Annotated in this window: 17 protein-coding genes; 15 read left to right on the top strand and 2 right to left on the bottom strand. The window is 69.4% G+C overall.

Going from position 1 to position 18,982, the window contains the following annotated elements; all coding sequences use genetic code 11:
- The first annotated feature begins 1 nt into the window (after position 1).
- Entirely contained in the window at positions 2-676 is a 675-nt protein-coding gene (locus tag DTA22_RS23860; RefSeq protein ID WP_112301117.1) for a hemerythrin domain-containing protein, read from the top strand.
- On the opposite strand, the gene DTA22_RS23855 is transcribed toward DTA22_RS23860, so the two are convergent.
- Entirely contained in the window at positions 649-2,142 is a 1,494-nt protein-coding gene (locus DTA22_RS23855) for a phospholipase D-like domain-containing protein (RefSeq protein ID WP_037234431.1), read from the bottom strand. The two genes, DTA22_RS23860 and DTA22_RS23855, sit on opposite strands and share 28 nt — an antisense overlap.
- 116 nt (positions 2,143-2,258) lie before the next feature.
- On the opposite strand from DTA22_RS23855, the gene DTA22_RS23850 reads away from it, so the two are divergent.
- Positions 2,259-3,359 carry a lipase family protein gene (locus tag DTA22_RS23850; protein WP_112301116.1) on the top strand — a complete coding sequence of 367 codons (1,101 nt, stop codon included), beginning with the start codon at positions 2,259-2,261 and terminating at the stop codon, positions 3,357-3,359.
- Here the strand turns inward: DTA22_RS23850 and DTA22_RS23845 are convergent.
- Positions 3,352-4,461 carry an NAD(P)-binding domain-containing protein gene (locus DTA22_RS23845; RefSeq protein ID WP_112301350.1) on the bottom strand — a complete coding sequence of 370 codons (1,110 nt, stop codon included), beginning with the start codon at positions 4,459-4,461 and terminating at the stop codon, positions 3,352-3,354. The two genes, DTA22_RS23850 and DTA22_RS23845, sit on opposite strands and share 8 nt — an antisense overlap.
- 144 nt (positions 4,462-4,605) lie before the next feature.
- Between DTA22_RS23845 and DTA22_RS23840 the strand changes: the two genes are divergently transcribed.
- The 13 genes from DTA22_RS23840 to DTA22_RS23780 all read left to right on the top strand — a co-directional run bounded on the left by DTA22_RS23840 (position 4,606) and on the right by DTA22_RS23780 (position 18,975).
- Complete coding sequence (locus DTA22_RS23840; RefSeq protein WP_037234663.1) at positions 4,606-5,337, top strand: enoyl-CoA hydratase; 732 nt, start codon at positions 4,606-4,608, stop codon at positions 5,335-5,337.
- A gap of 44 nt (positions 5,338-5,381) precedes the next feature.
- Positions 5,382-6,497, top strand: coding sequence for an MBL fold metallo-hydrolase (locus DTA22_RS23835; protein ID WP_174233855.1), 1,116 nt, complete (start codon positions 5,382-5,384; stop codon positions 6,495-6,497).
- A 50-nt stretch (positions 6,498-6,547) separates the two neighbouring features.
- Positions 6,548-8,998, top strand: a complete 2,451-nt coding sequence (locus tag DTA22_RS23830) for an HAD-IC family P-type ATPase (RefSeq protein WP_112301114.1) — start codon at positions 6,548-6,550, stop codon at positions 8,996-8,998.
- 124 nt (positions 8,999-9,122) lie between these two features.
- Positions 9,123-9,314: an antitoxin gene (locus DTA22_RS23825; protein WP_005244012.1), complete on the top strand. Its 192-nt coding sequence runs from the start codon at positions 9,123-9,125 to the stop codon at positions 9,312-9,314.
- 106 nt (positions 9,315-9,420) lie between these two features.
- Positions 9,421-11,037 carry a Na+/H+ antiporter gene (locus tag DTA22_RS23820; RefSeq protein WP_037234420.1) on the top strand — a complete coding sequence of 539 codons (1,617 nt, stop codon included), beginning with the start codon at positions 9,421-9,423 and terminating at the stop codon, positions 11,035-11,037.
- A complete protein-coding gene (locus DTA22_RS23815) occupies positions 11,034-12,281 on the top strand; it encodes a lipase family protein (protein ID WP_112301113.1) in 1,248 nt (415 codons plus the stop codon). The genes DTA22_RS23820 and DTA22_RS23815 overlap by 4 nt, the downstream gene beginning before the upstream one ends.
- On the top strand, positions 12,278-12,643 hold the full coding sequence (locus DTA22_RS23810) for an MmcQ/YjbR family DNA-binding protein (RefSeq protein ID WP_112301112.1): 366 nt from the start codon (positions 12,278-12,280) through the stop codon (positions 12,641-12,643). Before DTA22_RS23815 ends, DTA22_RS23810 begins: the two co-directional genes overlap by 4 nt.
- Positions 12,640-13,848 (top strand): histidine kinase, encoded by a 1,209-nt coding sequence (locus DTA22_RS23805; RefSeq protein ID WP_037234410.1) that lies wholly within the window; start codon positions 12,640-12,642, stop codon positions 13,846-13,848. The genes DTA22_RS23810 and DTA22_RS23805 overlap by 4 nt, the downstream gene beginning before the upstream one ends.
- A gap of 33 nt (positions 13,849-13,881) precedes the next feature.
- A complete protein-coding gene (locus tag DTA22_RS23800) occupies positions 13,882-14,676 on the top strand; it encodes a LytR/AlgR family response regulator transcription factor (RefSeq protein WP_037234407.1) in 795 nt (264 codons plus the stop codon).
- Positions 14,673-15,032: a hypothetical protein gene (locus DTA22_RS23795; protein WP_011597296.1), complete on the top strand. Its 360-nt coding sequence runs from the start codon at positions 14,673-14,675 to the stop codon at positions 15,030-15,032. The genes DTA22_RS23800 and DTA22_RS23795 overlap by 4 nt, the downstream gene beginning before the upstream one ends.
- A gap of 7 nt (positions 15,033-15,039) precedes the next feature.
- On the top strand, positions 15,040-16,797 hold the full coding sequence (locus DTA22_RS23790) for a sodium/solute symporter (protein WP_112301111.1): 1,758 nt from the start codon (positions 15,040-15,042) through the stop codon (positions 16,795-16,797).
- A gap of 184 nt (positions 16,798-16,981) precedes the next feature.
- A complete protein-coding gene (locus DTA22_RS23785; protein WP_005260521.1) occupies positions 16,982-17,344 on the top strand; it encodes a DUF485 domain-containing protein in 363 nt (120 codons plus the stop codon).
- Entirely contained in the window at positions 17,341-18,975 is a 1,635-nt protein-coding gene (locus DTA22_RS23780; RefSeq protein ID WP_037234400.1) for a solute symporter family protein, read from the top strand. The genes DTA22_RS23785 and DTA22_RS23780 overlap by 4 nt, the downstream gene beginning before the upstream one ends.
- Positions 18,976-18,982: the final 7 nt, after the last annotated feature.

Below are 18,982 nucleotides of genomic sequence, written 5' to 3'. Positions count from 1 at the left end.
CATGACTACGTCAACTGCTCACACAGTCCGGCCCGACACCCGCGAGATGGTGGTGGTCCACAACTGCTTCCGTCGCCAGTTCGCCGCGCTGCCCGCACTCGTCCGGGGTGTTCCCGCCGGCGACACCGCCCGCGCCGCGGAGGTGGTGACGTTCTTCGAGGAACTCGCCACGGCGCTGCACCACCATCACACGAGTGAGGACGACCTGCTGTGGCCGAAGCTCCTCGACCGCGCGCCCACCGACGCGGCGCTGGTGTTGCGGATGGAGGAACAGCACGCACGTCTGTCGGAACTGCTGTCGCGGGCGCAGTCGCAGGGCGCGGCGTTCACGGCGGATGCGGTGGACGGCGAACCGCTGGCGAGGACGCTGACCGCCCTGTCTGCCGCGCTCGACGAGCACCTCGGCGAGGAGGAGCAGCGCATCCTCCCGATGGCGGAGCAGTTCCTGACGCTCGCCGAGTGGCAGGAGATGGGCGATCGCGGCCGCGCGTCGATCCCCAAGGACCGGTTGCTGGTGTTCCTCGGCTTCATCCTCCAGGGTGCGACCCCCGGCGAGCGTCGAATGTTCCTGTCGGAGATGCCCTTCGCGGCCAGGATGGCATGGTCGATCCTGGGGCGGCGGGCCTTCCGCAAGGACTACAGACGGATCTACGGCACCGAACCGGCAGCCTTCTGACGCCGGATCACCTTGCGCCGCAGCCGGCCCCGGCTGGTGCGCTCCCACAAGCTCGGCGGGGTGCGTTCGGGATCCATCAGTTCGTTCTCGGCGAGCGGACTGTCCTCGTCCTCGACCGTCTCCGGCTCGAACTTCTCGAGGGTGCGGCCGCCTCCGCGTAGTGCCTCCACGGTGCCCACGAACGACGACGTCCTTGCCAGGGTGTCCTCGAACAGCCCGGCCGGGACACCGAGGTGTTCGCAGACGAGCTGACGGCGAATGCCGAGAATGGTCTGCCGCAGCTCGTCACCGTTCGCCGTGTCGGCGGTGACCTCGACCGCCAGATCACACTCGGTGTCGAACCCCATCGACCGGTTGTTGAGGTTCGACGAACCCACGCGCAGGAGACGGTCGTCCATCACCAGCACCTTGGCGTGGACGTAGATCGGCTCACCACCCGCCGTGACGGGGTAGTAGACGCCCAGCCGGTTCCCGGTATCGGCGTGCCAGAGCAGGTGCAGCAACCGGCGGCGGGCGCCGTCCATGGCCTTCTGCTCGAGCCAGCCGTCGGCGTTGCGCGGCAGCACCAGCACGACCTCCGGTCCGTCCGGTTCGCGTAGTCGCGCGGCAATCGCCTCGGCGAGGGTGCGGGAGGCCAGGTACTGACTCTCGATGTACAGCGACCGCTCGGCGCCGGCGATCGCGGCCAGATACAGGGCCTCGATCTCGCGGACCTCATCCCGATCGGACAGTTCCGGTAGCGTGCGCGCGATACCCACGTCGACCGAGCGCATCGCCGGCTTCAGCCCCTCCGGCCACGGCGTGCTGCCCGCGACCTCGTCGACCGGCGCCAGATCCTGCCCGGTCGCCGCCTTCCACCGGGTACGGGCGAGCTCGCCGATGGCCTTCGCCGCGTCCCCGTCGACGGCGGTCGTCGCGTCGTGCCACGGCCCGTATCGCTTGCCGTTCGGCTGCGTCCGGTAATGGTTGCGATCCCGATGTTCCGGGGTGTCCCACCGGTCCACGGTCATGTCGATCCCGCCGCAGAATGCGAGCGCGTCGTCGATGACGACGATCTTCTGGTGGTGGGCCGAGCCGATCGGGTGGGCGGCGTCGAGTTCGAAGTGCAGGCGGTGGTCGGTCACCCAGTTGACCACGAAGATCGGTGTCATGCCGCGCCCGATCGCGGTGAACGCCCCGATGTTCCATTTGAGCAGGTAGATGTCGAGATCCGGGCGTTCCCGGGTCAGCCAGGCCAGGAACCGGCCGAGCTGGTTGGGGCCGTCGAGCGTCTTCTCGTCCGGCTCGAACTTGATCCTCGTGTCGAAGTCCCAGCCGATGAGGATGATGCGCCTGCGAGCCTGCAGCATCGCGGACTTGGCATGGCGGAAGTAGTCCGCCGCATCGACGATGCACGCGAGACGATCGGCGTGGGCAACCTGCCAGCACGTGTCGCCGGGAGTGAGGATCGTGCCGTCGTCGCTCATGTGTTTTATGTTCTCCCGGTCTCGTTCGTCCCGCCCTCCCCTGCGGGAGGACGATTCACAGTACTGCGCCACCCCCACCCAGCTACCGTTGAGAGGTGCGGAGGTGGTGGCGCATCGTGGCGTTACTCGCACTGGTCAGCGTGCTGTGGGCACCAACTGTCGGTGCGGATCCGCTGCGGGCCGGATCGAGCCCCGGCACCGTCGTCGCCTCGTCGGAGTTGCCGGCGGAGCTCTGGCTCCGCGGAACCGGCAGTGCCTACCGGATGACATATCTGACCACCGACCGGCACGGCATCACCCCGTGCACCGGGATGCTCTTCGTGCCGCCTGGTGCACCGCCCGCCGGGGGCTGGCCCGTCATCGCCTGGGCGCACGGAACGGTCGGGGACTCCGACGCCGATGCGCCCTCCGTGACGGGGGTCGACAAGGAATCCGCGGACTACGTGAGCAGCTGGCTGCAACTCGGCTACGCCGTGGCCGCCACCGACTACGTGGGCCTGGGCACCCCCGGGGTGCCGCCCTACCTCGACGGGAAGGTCGCCGGACGCAGCGTCGTCGACTCCGTGCGCGCCGCCCGGGAGATCGATGCCGACCTCTCCGCCACGTGGATGGCGGTCGGACTGTCCCAGGGCGGGCAGGCCGCGGTGTTCGCCGCACACACCGCCACGACGTACGCGCCGGAACTCGACTACCGCGGTGCCGTCGCGAACGGGGTGCCGTCGAACATCGAGATGGTGGCGAACTGGAGTGGCCCATTGTTTCCGCCGCAGGGCCTCGCCGGTCTCACCGTGTACATCTCGTACCTGATCGCCGGGGTCCGTGACGCGTACCCGCAACTGGACATCGACAGCTATCTGACCCCGGTCGGGAAGCAGTTCGTCGACGCCGCTCCCGAAGTGCCGTTCCGGCAGTTCGCGGCCATGACCCGGAACGTGTCGGTGGCGCAGATGCTGGCGCGGGCACTCGACGTCCCGGCGCTGCAGGACGCGTTGCGCGAATACCTCGAGGTCCCGGTCGCGGGTTACGACCGTCCGCTGCTGCTCGTGCAGGGGATCACCGACGCGTCGGTGCCGATCCCGCTGACGGAGAAGCTCGTCTCCGAGATGCAGAGTGCAGGAACGGATCTCGACTATCGGGTGTATTCGGGTGGTCACTTCGGCAGCATGTACCAGGCCGGTCCCGACCAGGCCGCGTTCATCGCCTCGCTGATCAGGTAGGGCGCGCTGATCCGGCGGGCAAGCCGAGGTGCCGGGTGAGCTCGCGCGCCGCGGCCTGTCCGGCCCGGTTCGCGCCGATCGTCGACGACGAGGGGCCGTAGCCCACGAGATGAATCCGCGGATCCGACGCCACCTGGGTGGCCAGGCGTCCCGTCATCGTGATCCCGCCGCCCGGCCCGCGGAGCCGCAGTGGCGCGAGGTGATCGAGTGAACTGCGAAAACCCGTGCACCACAAAATCACATCGACCTTCAGTTCGCGGCCGTCGTCCCAGCGGACGCCGTCCGCGGTGATCTCGCTGAACATCGGTTGCCGCGCCAGCGCCCCGCGTTCGCGGGCGGCGCGGATCGCCGGCGTCACGGGCAGGCCCGTCACCGACACCACCGAGCCCGGCGGCAGCCCGCGACGGACCCGGTCCTCGACGAGAGCGACGGCGGCGCGGCCGATCTCGGGCGTGAACGGCTCGTCCCGGAACTCCGGTGGGCGACGCGTCACCCACGTGGTGGTTGTGACGCGGGAGATCTCGTCCAGTAACTGCACCGCCGAGATGCCGCCGCCCACGACGAGGACGTGCCGTCCCGCGAAGTCCTGCGCCGAGGTGTAGTCCTTGGTGTGCACCTGGCGGCCGGTGAACGACTCGGCGCCGGGGTACCGGGGAATGAAGGGGCGTTCCCACGTTCCGGTCGCGTTGATCAGACCGCGGGCCGATACGACGCCGCCGTCGGTCTCGATCCGCAGACGCTCGCCGCGGGCACACACCACCCGCGTGTGCACGGGACGGTGCACCGGCAGTTCGAACTGTTTCTCGTACGTCGCGAAGTACTGGGGAACCGCGCTCGCCGCATGCACCAGCGCGGCCTCCGGATCGTCCGGGTCCACGCCGATCGTGTCGGCGAAGCCGAGCCCGGGCAGGTCGTGGACACCGTTGACGGTGCTCAGTGTCAATGACGGCCACCGGAACTGCCACGCGCCGCCGGGACCCGGGGCGTGATCGAGCACCACGAAACCGGACTCCGGTTCCACCCCGAACCTGCGCAGATAGTAGGCGGCGGACAGCCCCGCCTGCCCCGCGCCGATCACGGCCACGTCCACATCGCTGTTCATGTCGGTCCTCACCTCCCCCCTCACAACTACCGAAGAGCCTCGTGTGTTCCGGTCGATTCAGCTGTGGTTGGCTGACAGACGTCCAGTCGGGTGGACAGGGGAGAATTCGTCAGTGGACTGCAATCACGAAGAAAGCGAGTGGACATGATCGGGACGAGTCGTGACGGCGACGTCTTCACCCTCGAACTGCAACGCCCCGACCGTCGCAATGCGTTGAACACCGAGATCTGCGAACTCCTGCGGGAGGAAACCGAGAAGTCGGTCACCGACGGCGCGCGGGTGATCGTCCTCACAGGGCAGGGCAGCGCGTTCTGCGCCGGCGCCGACCTGTCGGGCGACGTGTACGCCGACGGATTCACGGACACCCTGCTCGAGATGCTGCACACCATCGACTCGGTGCCCGTCCCCGTCATCGCCGCGATCAACGGCCCCGCGATCGGCGCGGGCAGCCAGCTCGCGCTCGCCGCGGACCTGCGCGTGGTCGCTCCCGAGGCGCGCTTCGCCATCCCCGCGGCCAAGCTCGGGATCTCCGTGGACAGGTGGACGGTGCACCGTCTGGCCGCCCTGATCGGCGGCGGACCGGCACGAACGATCCTGCTCGGCGCGGAAGAGGTCGGCGCCGACGAGGCGCTCGCGCACGGCCTCGCCAACAAGCGCGGCGACCTCGCCGTCGCGCAGCAGTGGGCACACTCGATCGCGCGCCTGGCGCCGCTGTCGCTGCAACATCTCAAGATGGTGCTCAACGACGACGGCACCCAGAGCCCGCCGCCGCCCGAGCAGCTTGCGGCGCTGCATGCGGCGTGGAAGAGCTACGACGCGCAGGAAGCGCGCACGGCGCGCGCCGAGAAGCGTCCGCCGGTGTTCCGGGGCCAGTAGCCGCTCGCCGCACCTTTCCCGCACGCGTGGTTACAGTTGTCGGGGTGAAAGCGAAGAGCGCTGTGACGACTGTTCTGGCCACCGCCGCCCTCGGGTGGCTGACGCGGGCTGCGTGGGGGCTTCCGTCTCAGATCGGCGCGTCGCGTGCCAAGGTGCGCCCGTACGCCGCGACGTCGCCGCGGTACCGCGACCGCCAGTTCCACAACACCGATCCGAGCAGCATGATGCTGCCCGGATCGGAGACCGGGATCGTCAAGGCACTGATCACGCGGGGCAGCGCGGGACGCCCGCGCAGGCCGATCCCGCTCGCCACACCCCTCGCGCCTGTCGAGGCCGCCGATGCAGCCGTCACCTGGTACGGCCATTCGAGCGTGCTCGTCGAGGTCGACGGGTACCGGGTGCTGGCCGACCCGGTGTGGAGTCACCGGGTGTCGCCGTCCGCGATTCTCGGTCCGTCCCGCATGCACCCGACCCCGGTCCCGCTGGCCGACCTGCCCGTTCTGGACGCGATCGTCATTTCGCACGACCACTACGACCACCTCGACATGGCCACCGTGCAGCAACTCGCCGCCACCCAGAAGGCGCCGTTCGTCGTTCCGGTCGGGCTCGGTGCGCACCTGCGGCAGTGGCGGGTGCCGGAGGAGCGGATCGTGGAACTCGACTGGGACGAGTCGACCACGCTCGGCGCACTCACGCTCACGTGCACCGAGGCCCGGCACTTCTCGGGCCGCGGGCTGGTACGCAACACCACCCAGTGGGCGTCGTGGGTGCTCGCCGGACCGAACCGGAAGGTGTTCTTCGGCGGCGACAGCGGGTACACCCCGCGGTTCGCCGACCTGGGCCGCCGGTACGGTCCGTTCGATCTCACGCTGCTGCCCGTCGGCGCCTACGACACGCGGTGGGCCGACATCCACATGAACCCGGAGGAGGCGGTGCAGACCCACGCCGACCTCAACGGCGGCGACGCCGGCCGCGGACTGCTGGTGCCGGTGCACTGGGCCACGTTCAACCTCGCGTTCCATTCGTGGTCCGAGCCGATCGTCCGGTTGCTCGCCGCCGCGCAGGAGAAGGGCACCCCGGTGGCCGTGCCGATGCCCGGACAGCGGATCGACGCGTTGAAGCCGACGGCCCAGACACCGTGGTGGTCCGCGCTCGGCTGAGTCCGGCGCGCATCCCCTCGGAGCCGAGCCTCGTTGCGTAGCCTTTGACCATGGCATACGACGAAACGGGCACCGACAGCGTTGCAGTCGTCGCAGTGGAGGGGTTGACAGCCGCCCAGGTGGCGGAGCGGGTGGCGGCAGGCAAGACCAACGACGTTCCCGATCGAGCCAGCCGATCCGTGCGCGACATCGTGCGCGCCAACGTGTTCACCCGGATCAACGCGATCCTCGGTGTCCTCCTGATCATCGTGCTGGCCTCCGGTTCGATCATCGACGGGATGTTCGGCCTCCTGATCATCGCCAACAGCGGGATCGGCATCATCCAGGAAGTCCGTGCCAAGCGGACCCTCGACAAGCTCGCGATCGTCAGCCAGACCAAACCGGTGGTGCGCCGTGACGGTGCCGCGGTCGCGATGGCACCCCGGGAGGTCGTGCTCGACGACATCATCGAGCTCGGCGCCGGCGACCAGATCGTCGTCGACGGTGTCGTGGTGGAGGCGATGTCGCTCGACGTCGACGAGTCCCTCCTCACCGGTGAGGCCGACCCCGTGCACAAGGACGCCGGCCAGCAGGTGCTGTCGGGAAGCTTCGTTGCCTCCGGCAGCGGCTGCTACCGTGCCACGAAGGTCGGAAGCGACGCGTACGCCGCGAAACTCGCGGACGAGGCCAGCAAGTTCACGCTCGTGCACTCGGAGTTGCGCAGCGGCATCGACAAGATCCTGAAATTCATCACATACCTGATGATTCCGGCGGGTCTGCTGATCATCTACAACCAGTTGTTCTCCAGCGGCGAGTCGATCCGGCCGGCGCTGAGCGGGATGGTGGCGGCGCTGGTCCCGATGGTGCCCGAGGGTCTGGTGCTGATGACGTCGATCGCGTTCGCGGTCGGGGTGGTCCGGCTCGGTCAGCGGCAGTGCCTCGTGCAGGAGCTGCCCGCCATCGAAGGTCTCGCGCGGGTCGACGTGGTGTGCGCCGACAAGACCGGAACGCTCACCGAGAACGGCATGCGGCTGTCCGAACTGCGCTGCGCCGACACCGCCGACACCGAACCGTCCCGTGCGGCACTCGCCGCGATGGCGGCGTCCGACCCTCGGCCGAACGCCAGCGTCCTCGCGATCAAGGAGGCGTTTCCCGACGACCCCGGGTGGGGTGACGTCACCGCGGAGGCGCCGTTCTCCTCGGCCAAGAAGTGGAGCGGACAGTCGTACGGCGCCCACGGCAACTGGGTCCTCGGTGCGCCGGACGTGCTGCTCGACCCCGGCAGCGACATGGCCCGGCAGGCCGAGGACGTGGGATCCTCGGGACTGCGGGTGCTCCTGCTCGGCAGTTGCGACGTCCCGGTCGACCACCCCGCGGCGCCGGGTGCGATCACGCCGCGGGCACTGGTGATCCTGGAGCAGCGGGTGCGTCCCGACGCCCGCGGCACCCTCGAGTACTTCGCGAGTCAGAACGTCACGGTGAAGGTCATCTCGGGGGACAACGCCGTGTCGGTCGGTGCGGTGGCCGGATCGCTCGGACTGCCCGGCGGCGACCGTCCCGTCGACGCCCGCGAACTGCCCGACGACCGCGACGCCCTCGCCGAGACCCTGGAAACGTCCACCACATTCGGCCGCGTGCGCCCCGATCAGAAGCGGGAGATGGTGGGGGCCCTGCAGTCTCGCGGGCACACTGTCGCGATGACGGGCGACGGTGTCAACGACGTCCTGGCCCTCAAGGACGCCGACATCGGGGTGTCGATGGGCTCGGGCAGCCCCGCAACCCGCGCGGTGGCGCAGATCGTGTTGCTGGACAACAAGTTCGCCACTTTGCCCTACGTGGTGGGTGAGGGCCGCCGGGTGATCGGCAACATCGAACGCGTCTCGAACCTGTTCCTCACCAAGACCGTGTACTCGGTGCTGCTGGCGTTCCTGATCGGTCTGTCCGGTGTGCTGTCGCAGATCTTCCACTTCGAGCCCATCCCGTACCCGTTCCTGCCCCGGCACGTGACGATCGCCGCCTGGTTCACCATCGGCATACCCGCGTTCATCCTGTCGCTGGCCCCCAACAACGAGCGGGCGCGCTCCGGTTTCGTGCCGCGCGTGATGCGTCTCGCCGTGCCGTCGGGTGTGATCATCGGTGTCACGACGTTCATTTCGTATCTTCTCGTCTACTCCGGCCCGGATCAGACGGAGACGCAGAAAATCCAGGCGGGCACGTCGGCACTGATCACGCTCATCATGATCGCGCTGTGGGTGCTGGCCGTGGTCGCGCGGCCGTACGTGTGGTGGAAGCTGGTGCTGATCTTCGGATCCGTAGCGGGATATCTCATCCTGTTCGCGTTGCCGTTCACGCGGGAGTTCTTCAAACTCGATCCGACCAACGTCGGTGCCACCACCTCCGCTCTCGTGTGCGGCCTGGTCGGAGTGGTTCTCGTCGAGATCGGATGGTGGGTGACGGGCCGCCTGCACGGTGAGCATCGCCGCCTCTTCGCGGTGCCGGAAGACCTGCCGGGCGTGCACTGACGCGATTACCGCTCGCGACGATTCGAACGGTTGGCGTCGCCGAGTCAATGCTGTGAGACTGGGTGCACGGCGAGTGATCGAACTCGGTCGGAATGCGTGCGCATGCACCGGAGGAGGAAGAACGATGAGTTTCGTCGACACACTGAAGGGCCTGCTGGGCAAGGGGAGGGAAGCCGCTTCGCAGAACGCGGACAAGGTTCACGGCGCCATCGACAAGGCCGCCGACGTCGCGGACAGCAAGACCGGCGGCAAGTACAGCGACAAGATCGACAAGGCCGCCGACGCGGCGAAGAAGGCTGTTCCTCCGAAGGAGTGAACACCTCGCACACAGACGCGCGTGGGCCCCGGTTCTCGGACCGGGGCCCACACGCGTCTTCGGAGATGACCCGCGCACGGCGGGCGGGCGCGGCAGAATCGGTGTCGTGAACGGCGTCCTCGTGCTCCTCGTCATCATCGCGGCCATCGCCGTGACGAGTTTCGCGAAGCGCCGGGACCTCCAGGCGCCGCTGGTGCTCGTCACCATCGGGTCGGTGGCGTCGTTCATCCCCGGGATGCCGCGCCTCGAACTCGACCCGGAGGCCATCCTCGGTGTGGTGCTGCCGCCGTTGCTGTACTCCGCGGCGCTCAAGTTCTCGGTGGCCACGTTCCGGCGCCACCTCGCACCGATTCTCCGGCTGGGGATCTTCACCGTCCTGGCGACCGCGGTGGGGGTGGCCTTCTTCGCCAACTGGCTGGTCCCCGAATTCACGCTCGGCGCCGCGCTGGTCCTCGGCGCCGTGGTCGCGCCGACGGACGCGGTCAGTGCCGTCGCGGTCGGCCGCAGGCTCGGCCTGCCGAACCGGGTGATCGCGATCCTCACCGGTGAGGGACTCGTCAACGACGCCACCGCGCTGACCCTGTTCACCGTCGCCGTCTCCGCCGTCGTCGGGGCGAAGATCCCGGTCCATCCCGTGGTGTTCTTCGGCTACGAGGTGGTCGGCGGGGTCCTGATCGGACTGGTCCTCGCGAAGATCGTCGAGTGGGTGCGCCACCGCATGTACGACTCCCCGCTGGAAACGGTGCTGGGGCTGATGCTCCCGTTCGCCGCGTATCTCGCCGCCGAGGAGGTGCACGCGTCCGGTGTGCTGTCGGTGGTGGCCGCGGGGTTCCTGATGGGGCACAAGGCCACCGACGCCTCCGTGGCCACCCGCATCCAGGAGCGGTCGCTGTGGGAGAGCGTCGACCTCCTGCTCGAGATGTTCGTGTTCGCCTACATGGGACTGCAACTGAAGTTCGTCATCGACGACGTCCGCGACCAGGGTCTGCCGGTGCACCACGTCTTCTTCTACGGCTTCGCGGTCCTCGCCGTGGTCATGGCGATACGGCCGGCGTGGATCCTGCTGCACTGGCTCCGCCGCCGGTTCGGGCTGGCGATCGAGGCGCCGGGCGGCTCGGTGGAACTCGGGTGGCGGGAGAGCCTCGTCGTGTCCTGGGCGGGCATGCGCGGGGTCGTCACGCTCGCCGCCGCGTCCGGCGTGCCCGTGGTGATCGCGAGCGGGCAGCCGTTTCCGGGGCGCGAGGTGATCCAGGCGATCGCGTTCGTCGTGGCCGTCGGCACGCTGCTGATCCAGGGTGCCACCATGCCGCTGCTGATCCGGAAACTCGATCTGGCGGATCCCGGCGAACGTGAACGCGAGGAGGACCAGGTGAACCTGGCCCGCGCGATCTCCCGCGAATCCGGCGAACGGGCCCTCGTCGAATTCGCCGAACACCCGCCGGAGGGAATCAACCGAGCCGACCTGATCGACATCCTCGACCGGGTGCGGCGGTCGATGCGGGCCAGGCTCCAGGCCGAGGAGGCGGAGGACGCCGCGGAGAAGCAGCGGGCCGGCGCACTGTTCGACCACTACCGGCGCGCCGCCCTGCGCGCGCAGCGCGAGGCGATCATCGCCGCCCGTGACGCGGGAACGCTCGACGACGAGGTGATGCGTAGCGTGTTGGAAGGCCTCGATGTGGAGGAGGCAGCAGCCGAGGAGCGGGTGCGGAGACGTCGCGAATGAGGTGCGAGGTGGGTGTGCGTCCGGTGCGAACCGCCGTGGTCGCCCTTGCCGGTGTCGTGGCGCTGACCGCCTGCACGACGCAGGAGGCGTCCCCGAGCCCGTCTCCCACCACCTCGGTGGCCGCACCCTCCGCCCCTACCGTTCCGTCGGCGCCGACCGGCGATCAGCGTGGCGCGCTGACCAGCCGGGAGCCGGTGCCCGACATCGATCCGGCGATCACCGCCCTCGGCGCGACGGCCACCCGGGTCGTCTACCGGTCGACGTCCGGTGTCGACGGCGGCGGCTCGGAGGTCGTGGGCACGGTCTTCACTCCCGCCGGCCCCGCACCGGACGGGGGCAGGCCCGTCGTCACGGTCGGGCACGGCACCACGGGCGTCACCGACGAATGCGCCCCCTCGTCGTCACCGACCCTGCTGGGCACGACGAACCTCGTCCGCCCGCTGCTGCAGCGCGGGTACGTCGTGACCGTCACCGACTACCAAGGGCTCGGCACGGACGGCCCGCATCCCTACCTCGAACCCGACACCGCCGCCTACGACCTGATCGACGCGGTCCGGGCGGCGCGCAACGTGGTGCCGGACGCGTCGACGCGTTGGGCGGCGATCGGGGTCTCACAGGGCGGTCAGGCGTCGTGGTCCGCGGCCGAGCATGCGGACGACTACGGCGACGGGCTCGAGTTCGTCGGTTCGGCGAATCTGTCACCCGCTGCCGATCTGTCGGGGATCGTCGCCGACGGGACCGTCGACCCACTGTCGTTGCCGCAGAAGATGTTCCTTCCCTATCTCCTCGAGGGACTGAAGGTGATGCACCCCGAACTGAATCCGGACGACTACATGCGCGGCGCGCTCGCCGCCACGCCCGACGTCACGCTGTCGTGCGTCGTCGCGAAACTCCCCGAGAAGTGGACGGTGGCAACCCAACTCACCCCGGCCGACACGGGTCCGCGGACGGAGGCCGATGCCGAGCGCATGCGCGGGTGGCTCGAGGACATCGCCCTGCCCCGGAACGGCGCGGGCGGGCCGATGCTCGTCGTGGTCGGGGACCGGGACAACCTCATTCTGCCGCAATGGACTTCGCGGGCCGTCGATCACGCGTGCGCACTCGGGGACGTCGTCGAGTTCGACTCCCGGCCCGGGGAAGGGCACGCGGACGGGCGCTCCGTTCCCGGGGCGGTGCAGTGGATCGCCGACCGCTTCGCCGGTGTGCCCGCACCCGACACGTGTCCCGAGGGAGGAACACCGTGAAGAAGGCCGATCTCGCACGGCTGCGTGCGCTGTGCCTCGCCCTGCCCGAAGCGACGGAACGGGTCAGTCACGGCGAACCGGCGTGGTTCGTTCGCAAGGCGCCACAGTTCGCGACGCTCGCCGACCGCCACCACGACGACCGGGTGTCGTTCTGGGCGGCGGCTCCGCCGGGGGCGCAGCAGGATTGGGTGCAGCGTGACCCCGGCAGGTTCTTCGTCCCGCCGTACGTCGGGGGACGCGGGTGGATCGGCGTCTATCTCGACGTCCCGCAGGACTGGAACGACGTCGCCGACATCGTCGAGGACGCCTACCGCGCCGTCGCCCCGAAGACCCTGATCGCCCGACTGGACGACGGCGAATGACGGGAACCGTCGTCGCCGTCGTCGCGTTGCTCGTCCTCATTCCCGTCGTCGCGTTCACCGCCGTGTGGCTGCGCGCCCGGCGAGAGCTGACGACACCCACCGAACGGGCCGTTCACACCACCCTGCACACGGCGTCGCTGGCGGCGCGCCCGTTGCGGCGGGGGCTCGACGAGACGTCGGCGGAGGAGGCCGCACCGCACCTGCGCCAGCTGACCGGCGCGCAGGCGCTGGGCGTGTTCGACGCCGCCGGTGACCTCCTCGCATGGAGCGGACCGCACGAGGCCATGACCGAACAACTGCACGACGCGGCCGCCCGCGCCGTCGACGGGGAACGCCGGGTGCTCGTCGCCTACGGCGGCCTCGTCCGGGGCGCGGGCGACAACGCGGTGCGGGCACTGATCGCCCAGCCCCTGCTCATCGAGGCCACCGGCGTGGTCGGGGTGCTCGGCATCGTCACCACGGAAGACCCCGGCCCGGGCATGCTCGGCGCCGTCACGGAGGTTGCCCGGTACGCGTGCAGCCAGATCGAACTCGCCGACCTCGACGCGTCCCGCGCCCGACTCGACCGCGCCGAGGTCCGGGCGCTGCGCGCACAGATCAGCCCGCATTTCATCTACAACGCGCTGAACACGGTGGCGTCGTTCGTCCGCACCGACCCGGATCGCGCCCGGGAACTGATCCTCGAGTTCGCCGACTTCACGCGGTACTCGTTCCGTACGGCAGGGGAGTTCACCCTGCTCGCCGACGAACTGCGCAACATCGACCGGTACCTCACCCTCGAACGCGCCCGGTTCGGCGACGCCCTCGCGGTGAAATTGCAGGTGGCGCCGGAGGTGCTGAACGTGGTGCTGCCGTTCCTCGCGCTGCAACCGCTGGTCGAGAACGCGGTGCGGCACGGAATCGCCGCCAAACCTGACGGTGGCACCGTCAGCATCGTCGCCGCCGACGAGGGCACCGACTGCGTGATCAGCGTCGAGGACGACGGGGTCGGCATGGATCCCGAACTGCTGCGGTCGGGGTCACTGGACTCGGTGGCCGAGACGTCGGGGGTGAAGGAGGCGGCGCACGTCGGGCTCGCCAACGTCGACGACCGCCTGCGCGCCGCGTTCGGCAACGACTACGGACTCGTGGTGGAGACCGCGCCCGGTGCGGGCACCAAGGTGAGCATGCGCGTCCCGAAGTTCCGGCGGGGGATCTCGACATGAACGGGGAGGGTCCGTGCGACGATTGCTGTCGTTGTGAACCACACTGACGACAAGTCTCCGGACGCACCCCTCACCGTGCTGGCCGTCGACGACGAGAAACCCGCCCTCGACGAGCTGGCGTTCCTGCTGCGCGCCCAGGACGCGGTCGGGGACATCCGGACCGCGGGCGATGCCACCACGGCGCTGCGCATCCTCCGGGACGGGGAGATCGACGCCGTCTTCCTCGACATCAACATGCCCGGACTCGACGGTCTCGAGCTGGCCGGGATCCTCGCGAACTTCGCATCCCCGCCGCAGGTGGTGTTCGTGACCGCCCACGACGACCGGGCCGTCGCCGCATTCGACCTCGGCGCCGTCGACTATCTCCTCAAACCCCTGCGCGAGGAACGGCTGGCGGAATCCGTGCGCCGCATCGTCGAAGGGCGCCGCAGGCGGGTCGACGCGGGACCGGCCGCCCCCACCGACGAGGTGATCCCGGTCGAACTCGGCGGCATCACCACGCTCGTGCACCGGTCCTCCGTCGAGTGGGTCGAAGCGGACGGCGACTACGCCCGCCTGCACACCGCGGACGCCTCCCACCTCGTCCGCATCCCCATCTCGGCACTGGAGACGCGCTGGGCGGACGCCGGGTTCCTGCGGGTCCACCGCTCGTACCTCGTCGCGTTGCCGCGGGTCACCGGAATCCGGACCGTCGGCAACGGTCTCGTCGTGTGCCTCCGCGCGCACGGCGACCACCCGCCCGTCGAACTGCCGGTCAGCCGCAGGCACACCCGGATGCTCAAGGACCGGCTGGTCCGGGCGCCGAAACAAACGTGGACCGCGCGATGAGCTCGCCGGAGCGGGTGCGGGTCGTCCTCGCCCAGCGCCGCGGTGCGCGGATCGTCCGCACCCGTGTCGAGGTGCAGGAACAGACCGCGGTCGGGGACGCGATGATCCGGGGGCTCGTGCGCACCCAGCTCGTGCTGGCCATCCGGCTCGCGCTCCTCGCGGCGTGCCTGCTGTGCGCGGTGCCGCTCGTGATGTTCCTGTTCCCGGCGTTGTCGGACGTGGCGGTGCTGGGGATCCGGCTGCCCTGGGTGGTGCTCGGGGCGCTCGTGTACCCGGTGCTCCTGACCACCGGCTGGATCTATGTGCGGCAGGCCGAGCGCAACGAACAGGAATTCGCCGACCTGGTGGACGACTGAGCATCCCGTGACCCCCGATCAACCCATTCCCTGGCTGACCCTGGCCGGTCTCGCCGCGGCCGCCATCGCGACGGTGGCCATCGGCATCTACGGAGTGCGATTGGCGCGCACCACGTCTGACTTCCTCGTCGCCTCCCGCAGCGTCGGACCGCGGTGGAACGCCGCCGCCATCTCGGGCGAGTACCTCTCGGCCGCATCCTTTCTCGGCGTCGCCGGCCTGATCGCGAAATACGGCGCGGACGCCCTCTGGTACCCGATCGGCTTCACGGCCGGCTACCTCGGGCTGCTGCTGTTCGTCGCCGCACCGCTGCGACGCTCCGGCGCGTACACGGTCCCGGACTTCGCCGAGTTCCGGCTCGGCTCCCGTCGCCTCCGCACCCTGGCGATGCTCGTCGTCGCCGCCGTCTGCGCGCTGTACCTCGTGCCGCAACTCCAGGGCGCGGGGCTGACCCTGAACATCCTGCTCGGGGTGCCGACCTGGGTCGGGGCCGTCGTCGTCGGGCTCATCGTCATCGCCAACGTGGTGGGCGGCGGCATGCGGTCCATCACATTCGTCCAGGCCTTCCAGTACTGGCTCAAACTCACCGCGGTCGCGATCCCGGCGCTGGTGCTGTCGGTGTACTTCTTCGGCGACCACCACGAACTGGGCGCCGCCGCACCACCCACGGTGAGCGAGCAGACCACCGTCGACATCACCACCGACGTCGTCGTGCAGGTGTCCGAACCGGTGACCGTCGGCGGGTCGGGGACGATCGACGGGGTAGAGGCGACCGGCGACGTTCGCCTCGAGCCGGGGGAGCACCACCTCGGCGAGGGCACGTCGATGACCCTCGAGGCGGGCGCACCGGTGCCCGTGGTGGCGGGCGCGCCCGCCGACAACTCCGACTGGATCGCCCCCGGCTGGGGATTCGGCGGCGACCACCCGATGTACCAGGTGTACTCGCTGATCCTCGCCACGTTCCTCGGCACGCTCGGGCTGCCACACGTGCTCGTCCGGTTCTACACGAACCCCGACGGGCGGGCCGCGCGGCTGACGTCGCTGGCCGTGGTCGGGCTGCTCGGAGTGTTCTACCTGTTCCCGACACTGCTCGGGGTGTTCGCGCGGCTGTACGTCCCGCAGCTGCTCATCACCGGCACGTCCGACGCCGCGGTCCTGCTGCTGCCTGGTTCCGTGATCTCCGGGTGGGCCGGGCAACTGCTCGCCGCGCTGGTGGCGTCCGGGGCCATCGCGGCGTTCCTGTCCACGTCGTCCGGCCTGCTCGTCAGCATCGCCGGAGTGCTCAGCACCGACGTCCTGCGCGGGCGGATCCGGGACTTCCGGCTCGCCGCCGTGCTGGCCGGAGCGGTGCCGCTGGTGCTGTCACTGGCGGTGACGTCGCTGGACCTGTCGCGCACGGTGGGGCTGGTGTTCGCGGTCGCGGCGTCGACCCTCTGCCCGCTGCTCGTGCTCGGCATCTGGTGGCGTGGTCTGACCGCCGCCGGGGCGGGTGCCGGGATGGTCGCAGGCGGACTCGTCGCCGGCTGTGCGGCCGGGGTGTCGGTGCTCGGCGGCTTCACCGCCGACGCCTGGAACGGGTGGCCCGCGGCGATGGTCGCGTACCCGGCCGCCGTCAGCGTTCCGCTGGCCTTCGTCACGATGGTGCTGGTCAGCAAGGTGACGAAGCGCCAGATTCCCGCCGACCTCAGCAGGATCTTCACCCGCATGCACGCCCCCGAACGCCTCGATGTGGGCTCCGACCGCGAGAGGGAGCTCCGCTCCCCGTGAGTGCTTGACGAGTCTCTGCACTCCTGGGGCACGCACGGGCGGCGGAGCCGCTCGTCGCGGTCGGGGGACCGTTCGACGCACAGTCCGGCAGCTCGCCGTGTGACAGGCACCACAACCTATTTCTGTGACTCAACTCTCACTAACGTCGGTAACCAGTTCACTTCACACGACCAAGGAGTCTGCAGTGACCACAGCCGATCTCAGTGAGGGCGCACCGCAGAAGCGGCGTGCCCCTGATGCGCAAGCCTTCGTAGACATGCAGGCGAGCCCGGAGTTCCAGGAGTTGCGACACCGCCTGCGGAGTTTCGTCTTCCCGATGACGGCGTTCTTCCTCGCCTGGTACGCGGCGTACGTCCTGCTGGCCACGTACGCGCCCGAGTTCATGGCCACCAAGGTGATCGGCAACATCAACCTCGGCATCATCCTCGGTCTCGGCCAGTTCGTGACCACGTTCGTGATCACCGCGCTGTACGTCAAGTTCGCCAACCGGGAACTCGACCCGCGCTCCGCCGCGATCCGCGACGAGCTGGAAGGACCCCTCAAGTGATCACCACGCTCGCAGTCGGCACCGACGTCGGGAACCCGCTCCTCAACATCGCCATCTTCGTGGCGTTCGTCGTGATCACGATGACCATCGTGATCCGGGCGAGCCGCACCACCAAGAAGGCCTCGGACTTCTACACCGGCGGCGGTCAGTTCTCCGGACCGCAGAACGGTTTCGCCATCGCCGGCGACTACCTGTCGGCGGCGTCGTTCCTCGGCATCGCCGGCGCCATCGCGGTGTACGGCTACGACGGCTTCCTGTACTCGGTCGGCTTCCTCGTCGCCTGGCTGGTGGCCCTGCTGCTGGTCGCGGAACTGCTGCGCAACACCGGCCGGTTCACGATGGCGGACGTGCTGAGCTTCCGGCTCAAGCAGCGTCCCGTGCGGATGGCCGCGGCGCTGTCCACGCTGGTGGTCTCGCTGTTCTACCTGCTCGCGCAGATGGCGGGCGCCGGCGGACTCGTCGCTCTGCTGCTGAACATCGACGGCAAGGTCGGTCAGGGCGTCGTCGTCGCGGTCGTCGGCGTGCTGATGATCGTGTACGTGCTGGTCGGCGGTATGAAGGGCACCACCTACGTCCAGATGGTCAAGGCGGTGCTGCTGGTCGCCGGTGCAGGCATCATGTTCTTCCTCGTGCTGTTCGCGGTGCGCGGCAACTTCTCCCAGCTGCTCGCCGACGCCCAGGCGACGGTCGCCGGCTCGACGAACGAGGCGATCGCGGGCCGCGACATCCTCGCTCCCGGCGCCAAGTACGGCATCAGCTCGATGAGCAAGCTCGACTTCATCTCGCTCGGTATCGCCCTGGTCCTGGGCACCGCGGGTCTGCCGCACGTGCTGATGCGGTTCTACACCGTCCCCACCGCCAAGGAAGCCCGCCGCTCGGTCACCTGGGCGATCGGACTGATCGGCGCGTTCTACCTGTTCACGCTCGTCCTCGGCTACGGTGCCGCCAAGATGGTCGGCCCCGACGTCATCCTCGCAGCGCCCGGCAAGGAGAACGCGGCGGCGCCGCTGCTCGCGTTCGAACTGGGCGGCACCATCTTCCTGGCCATCATCTCCGCGGTCGCGTTCGCAACGATCCTCGCGGTGGTGGCGGGGCTGGCGATCACGGCGTCCGCGTCGTTCGCTCACGACATCTACGCCAGCGTCATCAAGCGCGGACACGCGTCGGAGGAGTCCCAGGTGCGGGTTTCCCGGATCACGGTCGTCGTGATCGGTCTCGTGTCGATCGTCCTGGGAATCATGGCCATGGGCCAGAACATCGCGTTCCTGGTGGCGCTCGCCTTCGCGGTGGCCGCCTCGGCCAACCTGCCGACGCTGCTCTACTCGCTGTTCTGGAAGAAGTTCAACACCACCGGCGCCCTGTTCAGCATCTACGGTGGCCTCGTCAGCTGCCTGCTGCTGATCGCGTTCTCGCCGGCGGTGTCCGGCAAGCCGTCGTCGATGTTCCCCGACGCCGACTTCGACTACTTCCCGCTCGCCAACCCGGGCATCGTCTCCATCCCGCTGGCGTTCGTGCTCGGTGTCGTCGGCACCTACGTCGGCCGCGGCAAGGCGGAAGATCCCGCCAAGCAGGCCGAGATGGAGGTCCGCTCGCTCACCGGTGTCGGTGTCGAGAAGGCCGTCTCCCACTGATGCCTTC

This window comes from Rhodococcus wratislaviensis (genome assembly GCF_900455735.1).
Lineage (GTDB): Bacteria > Actinomycetota > Actinomycetes > Mycobacteriales > Mycobacteriaceae > Rhodococcus_F > Rhodococcus_F wratislaviensis.
The sequence above is the reverse complement of the archived record's forward strand: the minus strand, read 5'-3'. Positions and strand labels throughout refer to the sequence as shown.